This is a genomic window from Streptococcus sp. 3.1 (assembly GCF_016648915.1).
Lineage (GTDB): Bacteria > Bacillota > Bacilli > Lactobacillales > Streptococcaceae > Streptococcus > Streptococcus salivarius_E.
This window is the reverse complement of record NZ_JACLQV010000012.1, coordinates 56,943-67,915: the sequence shown is the minus strand read 5'-3', so window position 1 is coordinate 67,915 and position 10,973 is coordinate 56,943. Positions and strand designations below refer to the sequence as shown.

General features: G+C 36.2%; 10 protein-coding genes. 1 reads left to right on the top strand and 9 read right to left on the bottom strand.

All coding sequences use genetic code 11. The features are described 5' to 3' along the window. Positions 1–201 (top strand): IS3 family transposase (locus H7U02_RS07935; RefSeq protein ID WP_201043116.1); only part of this gene is annotated, 201 nt, incomplete at its 5' end. Between the two features lie 132 nt (positions 202–333). Here H7U02_RS07935 and H7U02_RS07930 read toward each other — a convergent pair. The 9 genes from H7U02_RS07930 to H7U02_RS07890 all read right to left on the bottom strand — a co-directional run bounded on the left by H7U02_RS07930 (position 334) and on the right by H7U02_RS07890 (position 10,965). Beyond that, the gene (locus H7U02_RS07930; protein WP_201043114.1) at positions 334–1,386 is read right to left on the bottom strand and encodes an HpcH/HpaI aldolase/citrate lyase family protein; all 1,053 of its coding nucleotides are present in this window, start codon (positions 1,384–1,386) and stop codon (positions 334–336) included. Positions 1,387–1,397: 11 nt separating this feature from the next. Further along, positions 1,398–2,177 (bottom strand): HAD family hydrolase, encoded by a 780-nt coding sequence (locus H7U02_RS07925; protein WP_201043112.1) that lies wholly within the window; start codon positions 2,175–2,177, stop codon positions 1,398–1,400. 90 nt (positions 2,178–2,267) lie between these two features. After that, positions 2,268–4,904 (bottom strand): calcium-translocating P-type ATPase, PMCA-type, encoded by a 2,637-nt coding sequence (locus H7U02_RS07920; protein WP_201043110.1) that lies wholly within the window; start codon positions 4,902–4,904, stop codon positions 2,268–2,270. A gap of 101 nt (positions 4,905–5,005) precedes the next feature. Continuing rightward, positions 5,006–5,635 (bottom strand): TerD family protein, encoded by a 630-nt coding sequence (locus H7U02_RS07915; protein WP_107373158.1) that lies wholly within the window; start codon positions 5,633–5,635, stop codon positions 5,006–5,008. 23 nt (positions 5,636–5,658) lie between these two features. Further along, positions 5,659–6,375: a TerD family protein gene (locus tag H7U02_RS07910; RefSeq protein WP_048790425.1), complete on the bottom strand. Its 717-nt coding sequence runs from the start codon at positions 6,373–6,375 to the stop codon at positions 5,659–5,661. Positions 6,376–6,398: 23 nt separating this feature from the next. After that, positions 6,399–6,995 carry a TerD family protein gene (locus H7U02_RS07905; RefSeq protein ID WP_048790424.1) on the bottom strand — a complete coding sequence of 199 codons (597 nt, stop codon included), beginning with the start codon at positions 6,993–6,995 and terminating at the stop codon, positions 6,399–6,401. A gap of 20 nt (positions 6,996–7,015) precedes the next feature. Continuing rightward, positions 7,016–8,146, bottom strand: coding sequence for a toxic anion resistance protein (locus H7U02_RS07900; RefSeq protein ID WP_201043107.1), 1,131 nt, complete (start codon positions 8,144–8,146; stop codon positions 7,016–7,018). Between the two features lie 11 nt (positions 8,147–8,157). Continuing rightward, positions 8,158–9,726, bottom strand: coding sequence for a YceG family protein (locus H7U02_RS07895; protein ID WP_201043105.1), 1,569 nt, complete (start codon positions 9,724–9,726; stop codon positions 8,158–8,160). 150 nt (positions 9,727–9,876) lie between these two features. Further along, positions 9,877–10,965, bottom strand: a complete 1,089-nt coding sequence (locus H7U02_RS07890; RefSeq protein WP_201043103.1) for a cysteine protease StiP family protein — start codon at positions 10,963–10,965, stop codon at positions 9,877–9,879. Positions 10,966–10,973 lie beyond the last annotated feature (8 nt).

Below are 10,973 nucleotides of genomic sequence, written 5' to 3'. Positions count from 1 at the left end.
AGTCCAGACAACGGCATGATGGAATCCTTCTTTGGCATTCTTAAGTCTGAGATGTTTTATGGTTATGAGAAGACGTTCAAGTCAATTGAGCATTTGGAACAAGCTATTGTAGACTATATTAATTATTACAACAACAAACGCATTAAGGTAAAACTAAAAGGACTCAGTCCTGTACAATACAGAACTAAATCCTTTGCTTAAATTATTTGTCTAACTTTTTGGGGTCAGAACAAATAAGCCTTTTATTGTTGCTTCTATTAAAAAAGTCACTAGTTAAACACTAGTGACTTTATGTAATTAGAGAAGGAGTATTTGAATTATACTCACTAATTATCAATTAGATTTTCGTACTCCATAAATGGTTGCTAGATTAATCATTTTTTTGGCCCATTTGATATGAGTTTTTACTTCATTCATTTTATTTCCCATATGACCTTTGGTAACACCAACAAGGGTTTCATCCATACCAAGTATTTTGAGAGCATCCTCGTAATTTTCTTCGCTAATAACTAGACTTTCAAGAACAGCCTGAAGTTGCGAAGGATGTATACATGTTTTTCCAATAAACCCATTAAGTTGATCCAACACAATTTCATTTTTTAAGCCTGTTAACCATGCTGGAGTTTCCTTAAAATCTGAGTCGTTAGAACCAAAATATTCCCAGACAGGTGCGGAACAGACATAATCTTTACCAAAGATATTAATAATATCCCCTAAACAGTCCTCAATAACTTGAACCATATGAATCGTTTGACTAATGGTGCGGCGAATACCGAAAAGATTTGAAAAATCTGTTGCACCAACCCTTATATTAAGAATGTAATGTTGAACAGGCTTTAGTGTCTGGTAAAGTGCTTCTAATTCTTCAATTCTGCCTTTTTTATTCATTATGGCTTCAGTTTCAAAAATAGGCATGAAATAAAGATTCTCTTGGCTTAGGTGTTGAACTTCATGAAATGCAGTAAGGTAATCTTGAGCACAACTTGTATCAAATTTAGGGAGATTAAAGCCAGTTACTAAATTTAGTAACTGTTTACCTAACTTTGTTCCAAAATCTTTAAGCTGTTGTGAAGATCTTATACGAATAAAAATTAATGGTAATTCTTGTACAGTGATTTCACCAGATGCAAGCATAGCTTTTAATTGTTGCAAACAAGATAAAATATTTAACTCAGCCTGTTGCACAGTATTATCACCAATGGCATCTTCTAGATCAATACAGATTGAGGCTTCTGTTGTTTTAAGTATGGAATATAGAAGTTTTTCGTGTGTAGCAGGAATATATAAAAGTGGCCCAACAGCATACTGTAGTAATTCTTTTTGAGTGTTTTTTGAAAAATCTTGAGGGGACTTTTTATATTCAAGGTTGTTCAATTTGTACTTCATTGTAACTCCTCTTACACAGAATAATCTAGAACAAGCTGAAGAATTTTTTCTGCGCTAGCTAAACCTTCTGGGACGATGGTATATTTTTCTTTATCATCTAACAGATGATAAATTTCACTTTGATTAGGAATACATCTTACATTGCCAAGAGGTAAAAAGGTTTGATCCATTTTACCATCACCTGCAGTTATCACAAAGTCCTCTTCTAATTTTTCTTTTAGAAAGAGTAGAGCATTCCCTTTTGATATCTTTTTAGGGATAATATAGAGTTTGAGTCCTTGGATGGTATGTGTCCACTCAGTTCCATCTAGTTCTCTAGTCATAGCTTCATCGATGTAATTGATGATAGTTTTATCGTCAGAAATTTTTGTAAAAAAGAAGATATCATCAATAAGAACAGGTTCTTTTGTTAAGTGTGTCTTATACTGATTTAAAAGTTTAAGTATGTTTGTATATTGATCCTCTAAACGGCGACATATTGAGTCAACGTGTTTCTCCCATTCTGGTAGAGGCTCTCCGTTATGGAGAATAATACCTCCATTTGCGACAACAGCATAAGGAAGATTTTGAACTGGCTGTACACGCTTAAATTGCGCGTAAGAACGTGTTGTTATTGGGATGAGTTGAATACTTGGATTATTTTTTATTTTATTAATCAGTTCTATACTTAAATGCGACATATATGAAATTTCTTTATCATCTAGTATTTCAACGCATTTAACTTGACTAGCATTATCGACGAATTTTGATGAATGAATAATTGTGCGATCTAAGTCGGTTGCAAAAATCATAAGACACCTTCCTATTTTTAAAAAGAGGATTAGGAATAAAACCTAATCCTCTGTATTATTTTATAAGTTACTTAGTCTTTAGTCAACTAGTTACTTATTCTTTGTAAGAGCCTTACGGATAAAATCTGCAGGGATAATCAAAACTGCGATAAGAAGAGCAACGATATAGTGTTCAACATCCATTGGAACGGTACTAAATACTTTACCACCGAATTGAATAATCAAGGTTTGAACGACAGCAATAGAAATCATTACAATTGAGAATTTCTTGTTTTCGCCGATATGTTCAAAAATATTGAATCCATTACTACGTGTGTTAAGTGAGTTGAAGATGACAGCATAGATAAATACTGTAAATGTGAATGTTGTTACCATTTCAAAGTTGCCAGTTCCATTTGTGATAAAGTCTTGGATACCACCAACATTTTTAAGAATGGCTAAACATACAAGAGTAATGAAGACGCTAGCTACACCAATAGCAGATTTCATATATCCAGTAAGAATGTTTGCCTTCTTAGGAACTGGTTTTTCATTCATATAACGGTCTAGCGTAGGCTCTTCACCAAATGCAAGGGCAGCAAGTGTGTCCATGATAAGGTTAATCCAGAGAATTTGGATAATTGTAAATGGCTCTTTGAGGCCCAAAAGTGGTGAGAGAAGTGACATGGCAATAGTCGTCACGTTTACGGTTAACTGGAAGATAATGAATTTACTTACTGACTTACTCATAGTACGTCCATAGAGGACGGCTTTTTCAATCGAAGTCAATGAGTTATTCAAGATAACGATATCTGAAGCTTCACGTGCAACTTCTGTACCATCACCCATTGAGAAACCGACATCAGCTGATTTAAGGGCAGGTGAGTCATTGACCCCATCACCTGTCATACCAGCGACCATATCAAGGTCTTGAGCTGCCTCAATAAGACGTTTTTTATCCATTGGAAGGGCACGACTTACTACTTTTAAGTGAGGCAATTGTTGTTTAAGTTCTTGATCTGAGAGGGCAGAGAGTTCATCGTGAGTAAGGACAAGGTCATTTTCTCCAGTAACGATACCGGCTTCTTTAGCGATAGCAACAGCGGTTTCTTTACGGTCACCAGTTACCATAACTACTTGAACACCCGCACGGTTCATTGTTTCAACAGTTTGTTTAATTGAAGAACGAACGTTATCACGGATACATACGATACCAATCAAGACTTTATCATTACCATCTGTATTGAGGATAGCAAGCAAACGCATTGAACGGTTAGCTTGTTCCAATGACAATTCTTGGAAACGAGCTTTAATATCATCTGTAAAGTTTTGTTTATTACCATCTTTATCAAGATAGTAGTAGCAGTCATTTAGGATGAATTCTGGAGCACCTTTGATGTATGTTTTTCCGTCCTTAGTTGTTACACTTGCGAATTTTGTTGCTGAGTTGAATTGTTGCTTCTCAGTAATTGTATTCGTATCGAAATCAAGTTGAGAACGACCAATAAGGAAATCAAGAAGTGCACGGTCAGTGGCGTTACTACCAACAGCACTGCCATCAGCTACCATGGCATCGTTGTTAAGACCGATACCATTAATCATTTCAGCTTTAAGGCTATCTGACATTGTGTCAAAATCAGGTGCCTCAGTTTCACCAGTAGCCGCATAAAGTGTTCCATCAGCAAGGAAAAAGTCAACTACAGATAGTTTGCCTTCTGTGATGGTACCAGTCTTATCACTGAAGAGGATATTCATGTATCCAGCTGTTTCAATGGTATCAGGATGGCGAACCAAGATATTTTGTGCTAAAAGTCGACCTGAGTTCATTGAAGAAACGAGTGCCAACATCATTGGGAGACCTTCTGGAACAGCCATGATGATGATTGTAACTGCAAAGAGAATCGTTTCAATGATAAGAAGGAAGATTGAACCACCATTGAGGTTATTAGCCTTATTAAGGGCAATAAAGCCTAATACAAGGTTGATTACTGAGTATGCAGCACCTGCACTATAACCGAGGACACCGATATTACCAGCAAGCTTGTTAAGTTTCTCTTTAGATGGTGAATCTTTACTATCTTCTTGAAGAGAAGTATTGATGCTTCCAAGAACGGTGTTATCACCAATTTGAGTAGCTTCCATAACAGCTTCACCCGAAGTAACAACTGTACCACGGAAGACTTTGAGCTCTGTAAAGAGGTCTGAAGAGTCTGGCTCTTTTTGATCACCAAGAGGAAGTTTTTTAGCATCTTCACTTTCACCATTAAGGACAGCTTGGTTGACTTTTAACTCACCTTCCAAGATGATACCATCAACTGGAATCTTGTCTCCTGATTGAAGGAGAATCTGATCACCTTTTACAATATCATCAACGAGAACCTCTTTAAGTTTACCATCACGATAAACTTTTGCATTAGTTTTCGAAGCCTCTTCCTGAAGAGTGTTGAACTTTTGCTCATTTCGGTATTGTGAGACTGCTGAGAATCCAGTAGACATAAAAATGGCGAAAATTAGTGAGATAGCTTCGTACCAATTAGCTTCACCAATAGCAGGGAAAATCATTCCAACAAAGTTGAAGATGATTTTTAATCCTAAGGCAGCCAAGAGGATAAGAATCCATTGATCTTGGAAGGCTTCGATAAAGATTGAGAGGAGCGAGTTAGCCTCTTTACTAGAGAGCCTATTATCGCCATGGGCGTTTTTACTTGCTTGAACTTCAGCAGAAGTCAAGCCTTTAAATTTTTTCATTTAAGGTTTGTATCCTTTCTAGAAATATTCTTTAGAGAATTAATACTTTCTGAGGTGTTTTTAGTAAAAATAAGTATCTTGATAACTAAAGAATTCTATTATTAACTGAAAAGAGCTGCGATTCCATTAAGGTCAGCTTGTTTTCCTTGACCAATAGCGTGAAATGCCCAGCTAGCACCATTACGTACTAATTCGGCAAATACAACAGCTGTATCAGTAGAGTAGTCATCTTTTAATTGGAATTTACATAGTTCAGAACCAGTATCCTTATTCACAAGTCGTACGTATGAGTTATTTACCATACCAAATGTTTGACGACGTGCGACTGCTTGGTCAATGGTTACAGCACAGACAATCTTATTAACTGTTGGTGAGACAGCTTGAAGATTTAGAGTGATGGTTTCGTCATCACCTTCGCCTGCACCGGTACGATTATCCCCGTTTAATTGAATACCATTTGCTACTGGATTATTGTAGAAGACAACGTCAGAAGCAGAAGTAATCTTACCTGCTTCATTTAATAAGAAAACAGAGATGTCTAAATCGAAGTCGACACCACTTACAGCAATATCCCAACCAGCACATAAATCAACATTATTGAGGCTAGGTGCAGCTTTGGCAAGGTCTAGGACCGTATTTTTTTCGAGATTTAGTGAGATTCCAGATTGTGTAGGTGTGACTTCAGTTGGTGTTGAAACTTCTCCACCCAAACTTGTAAAATTAATAGCCATTTTTCTTCTTCCTTTACATTAAATTATTGATATGCTTTTGCGAGTTCACCAATAGATGCTTTGAAATAATCACCTACGGCTTTAAATGTCCAACCGTTATCAGTACGGTTCAACTCAGCAAATTTAACTGCAGTTGCATTACCACCGTCTTCTGTAAGGTTGAAACGAACCAATTCACGTTCTGGACGTTGTGATTCATCAACTAAACGAACATATGCATTACGTACTTGACCAAAGTTTTGTTTACGTTCTTTACCAGAGTAAATAACAACCGCAACAACAATTTGTTTGACATCTGATGAGACTTGATTAAAGTTTACGAACATATTTTCGTCGTCACCATCACCTGCTCCAGTAAGGTTATCGTGATCCAAGTGGATACCTTGAGAGGATTTATCACCATAATAGACAACATTTGTAGCTTTTTGAGTTAGACGACCTGAATCATCTAAGAGATAAGCTACAAGGTCAAGGTCAAAATCTGAACCAAATAATTTTGTTTGTACATCCCAACCAGCAGAAACTCGAATATTCTCTAAAGTAGACTGTGTCTTAGAAAGATTCAAGAAATCGTTCTTTTGGAGATTAAGGATACCTGGCTTATTAAGGTCAAGGCTTACTTCACGTCCTTGACTTTGTGAAGATTGAGAAAGAGTCTCAAAAGTCGGTGCTGGCGCTTCAGGCCCATTGTTTGTTGGTGTGTTTGAATTATTTCCAAGTAGTTTATCAAAAAGTCCCATAATAGTTTCCTTTCCTAAGTGTATTACATATAGCGAGACAAAAGTCCATTGAGGTCAGCAATTGTTCCCTCACCAATAGCTTCAAATTGCCAACCGTTTGGTCCACGGTTTAAGGAACAGGCTGTAACAGCAGTATCTGCAGAATAGTTATCGGTTAACTGATAACGGCAAATTTCAGCATCATTATTATCTGCATCAAGCAAGCGAACAAAAGCATTTTTGATCATACCAAAAGTTTGCTTTTTGCTAACGGCTTCAAAAATTGTCATGAAGAAGATAATACGAGTGATTCGTGGTTCGATGGTATCTAAATTAATTTGGATACGTTCATCATCACCGTCACCTTCACCAGTACGGTTATCTCCTTCGAGTCGAATTCCAGGAGCAGACATATTGTTAAAGAAGATGACGTCTTGTGGAACTTGTGTCACACGTCCACTATCTTCAATAAGAAAAGCTGCCAAATCAAGGTCTGCAGTGGGTCCAGCAACGGCCATATCCCAACCACCACCTAGAACACAGTTCTTGAGTGCTGGTGCTTGTTTAGTAAGGTCAAGCACATTACCTTTTGATAAATTAAGTGATGGTTGCGAACCATTATTAAGTCTTGTGAAATCCATAATAATTTCCCTCCATATAATTAATGCGCGCTAATAAACCCTTTTTCAGCCATATCCGCCTTCATATTTTCCAACTCAACGGAATCAGTCTTGCGTTTTTCAGCAATTTGTTGACTAATTTGTTTGGTTTCATCGATACCTTTTTTGATTGTTTCATAGGTTGATCGTAGGGTTTCAATCTGCACCGCACTACCACCAGCCATTCGAGCAATATTTACAGACTGAGTTGCTGTATTTTGAGCGTTACGTAGTAGAAGCTCATTCGTTTTTTCATCTAATTGACTGATTGATTTCGCTTGGATTTCTTGTCGTTTTAGTTGAATAGCCTGTACTAAACATTGTTTGAAAATTGGCAAGGTGATAATAAATGATGAATTAATCTTACGCATAAGATTAAAGTTGGCCATCTGCATCGTCTGTATCATGGGACAAGTTTGCATTGCAACATTTTCAGCAATCTGCAAGTCATAAGTACGCTGGTTTAGCATATCCTTAATCATTTGTAGTTTCTGTTGTTGAGTCTGCTTTTCTTGTTCAGTAAGATCGGTTCGTTGCATCATTTGTGCTTGATAAGCTTCGATTTCTTCTTGAGCGAGCTCTCCAGCTACGATATACTTCTCGAGTTCTTCATAATATGTAACATTAGTACGATATTGCTTTTCAAGATCTTCTTGTGTTTGATGAATTTGAGATTCATATTGTTTTAAAATCACATAAATCTTGTCAACTTCTTTTCCCATATCTTCATATTTGGCAAACAATTTATCAATGGAATTTTTAATCTTGCCAAATAACTTTTGAAGCATAGATGCGTTTTCTGGATTTTCGAGCTCTTTGATGTCGAACTTATCCATAATCTTTGTAAGTTGTGTCAGCATACGAGAGGCTTCTTCAGTATTAACGCGTTGCATCGAAGACAGTAGCATATCTGAAGTTTGAGAGATTCCCTCGCTAGGTTTTTGACCAAATGCAAGGATGGAATTAACATTTGTGATATCTATTTCATTGGTTAGATTTTGAACCTCTGGAAGAGCTCGCAGACGTTGCTTATAAGCAACATTGTCTGTTAAGACTTCTGGTTGTGTCATCTGCATCTCATTTGTAGGTGATTCGGTCGTAGTAGCACCGAATTCTCCGGTATTAATAGCCATTGATAGTCTCCTTAACTAAAAAATTTACTAAAAAAGTTCTGTTTCCTCTGTTTGTATTTTAAATCTGATAGTCGTCGCTCATAGTTTATTTTATCTAAACGGATGGAATTAAAGTAATCACTTTGAATATAACTATTTAAGTTAGATAAACCAGCTGGTGAAAAGATGACAATATCAAATCCAATTTTATTAAGGTAAGCAATTAAATAAGCCTGACGTTTTGAAATTTGTTCCTCCTCTTCTAGAAAAATAACTAGTTTGGGAATATCGTTGGTAAAATCGAAACTGTCAATAGTTCTGATGATTTTTTTATCTAACATTAATATCATCATAGCAAAGTCCAAAATTTCTTCTTTGGAAGAAATCGGTTTTTTAAAGAAACGATGGTCATCAATAGTCTCATTGATCTTTGAAAGGATGAATTTTTCAGTTTCATCATTATATGATGAATAACGATAGAAAGGCAACTTCATGATTTCTTCTATATCAAACTTACCATTGCTTAGTTGACAAAATGTCAATTGAAACTTATCGGATTCTTCAACACCTGGACTAATGAGATTGAAGTTAGCTGTTGAGGATAGAAATAGACTATTTGGATGCTCTATACAGGTTTTAATGAGGTTTGCATATTCGTCTGAATTCTTATATTCACCTTCAATTTCAAAGAAGAAAGTAGGAATATAGACGGTTTTCCCTTGTGTTTTAAAGCCTTGTCTGAGTTTTGCTGGGGCTTTCCAGTTTTGTTCAAGATCGATTAAGGTACCATTGAAAAAAATCGGAGAAGTCGTACCATTACGAAATTGCCAAGGACGATAGATACCTGAATTTGAGAATAGCTCTTTTTCAATTTGCTCTTCCAATTCTAAAGTAATTGAGCGATTTTCTTCAATGATATGACCTTCAGAGGCTCGTTGAAGAAAACTTTGAATGGGTAATATTTGTGAATTCTTATGTTTTTTACAGAGCTTATCTGAGTCGATTTCTTTCCAGTACTCGCACTCTCGCAATGGATTAATATAAATAACATCAAACCCCATTATAAAGAGGAGCATTAGAAAATAAATATCATGACGCGAAATATCACCATAGTAGAAGCTATGGTTTGCATGAAAATCTAATTCAGAATAATCTAAGTTCTGTATATATAAGTGAGCATAAAGTAATAGTTTACAGATAAAGTTGTTTTTAACACTATCGTTTAAAAAATTTTCTTGTCTTATGGCAAGATTGACGACATATTCAAAAGCATTTAAAAAAACATGATTCAAATCAGAGTTCTCAAAAAGAGTGATATCTTGCTTTGAGAGTTGTGTCACATCCATATTGGCAAGTTCATTTTTTATAGCATTAATGAAGTCGAAATCTACATCTAGGAGGATCTCACCATCAAAAAAGATAGTATGGTGAGGATCAGCCTGAATTTTTGAATAAATCGTTGCAAGGACATCGTTATATTTCCCTTGATTTTCCACACCGATGTAGGAAGTGAAGACGGGGTTAAATTGTGGACGAATGCCCTTTCTTTCCGATTTTCTTCTCCAAAGTTCAAATGGAATCTGTTGGAGGCTTAGACTCATTTAGTCACCCCCTTCCGGCACAATGAGTCTTTTCCCAAATAAGCTATATCTTTATATAGAACTTATTCAAGATACTACTATTCTATGTATTCATTAAAGCGGTGTCAAGATAAAACACGAACTATAATGATTTTCATAATTGTTGATGGATTATAGATCTGCTAGCTCTTTAATGATGCCACAAACATTGTACTTTTCAAGTGGATAATATTCAACAGGAACTTGTTTTTCTTCTGCGAGTTGTAAAATATGTTGGAGATATTTGGGATTAGCATCTTTGCGAATGAGAATCCGATCAGGTACGCGTCTAAGTAGAACACGAGTTGTTTCACCAACACCAGGCTTGATTTTATTGATATCTTTAATTTTAAAGTCTTTCGCGATACGTTTTACTTCATCTATACCCTTAAAGTCTTCATTTAACTCTTCTGAGGAAGGAGAGAAATAGTTGGGGTCGCAATTATTAAAGTGCTTTTCAACGGTTTCTAAAAACGCGTTTGACTGATCAATAGCTAAGTTTTCTTCATAAAAAATAGCTCCATGAAATTCGTCCTCAGTCATAGTTGGTAATTTAACTGTTCGACTAACAAGACCGCTAACTGTTGCATTAAGACATGCACTTGGGATAAGGAAATCTTGTCTAGTTCCATAAAGCTTTGTTACCGATGCTGGATCACTCAATACGGCAAGTTCACTATCAAGTTTTTGAAAATTCTTTTGAGCTCGAAGTTTTTGACAGGCTTCATCTAAAACAGTATTAATGGCTCCTTTACCGACCCAACCGTCTATAAATTGAATATTTTCAGCAGAATGACGATCAACGATATAATGCATAGCTGCTGAGTCAATCCCCTTCCCACGTATAATTGAGATACTGTAGTGCGGTGGCGTTACCCCGTATCTAGCTTTGAGATAACGTTGAACGAGAATGCCGATAGGTGTTCCTGCTCTGGCAAGTGAAACTAGAACAAGTTCAGGTCCTTTTGAACTCCATAATTTTTCAGCAAGAGCGACTGTGGCAGATGCTGTTTCAAAAGAGAGTTGGTCTAAGCTATTAAAGTAAAGGTCCATGTAAGTTTTTGTAGGTGCGTATTCTAAAGGAAGCATTTCAGAATAATGGATACCTTGCTGGTTTAATTTTTCACGTTCTGCAGTATCTAAGATGGGGACTCTTCCTTTAACATCTTGTAGTAAGAAAGTTACACTTTCTGCTGGGTAACTGGTGCGAACAAAACGCATGCGTTTCC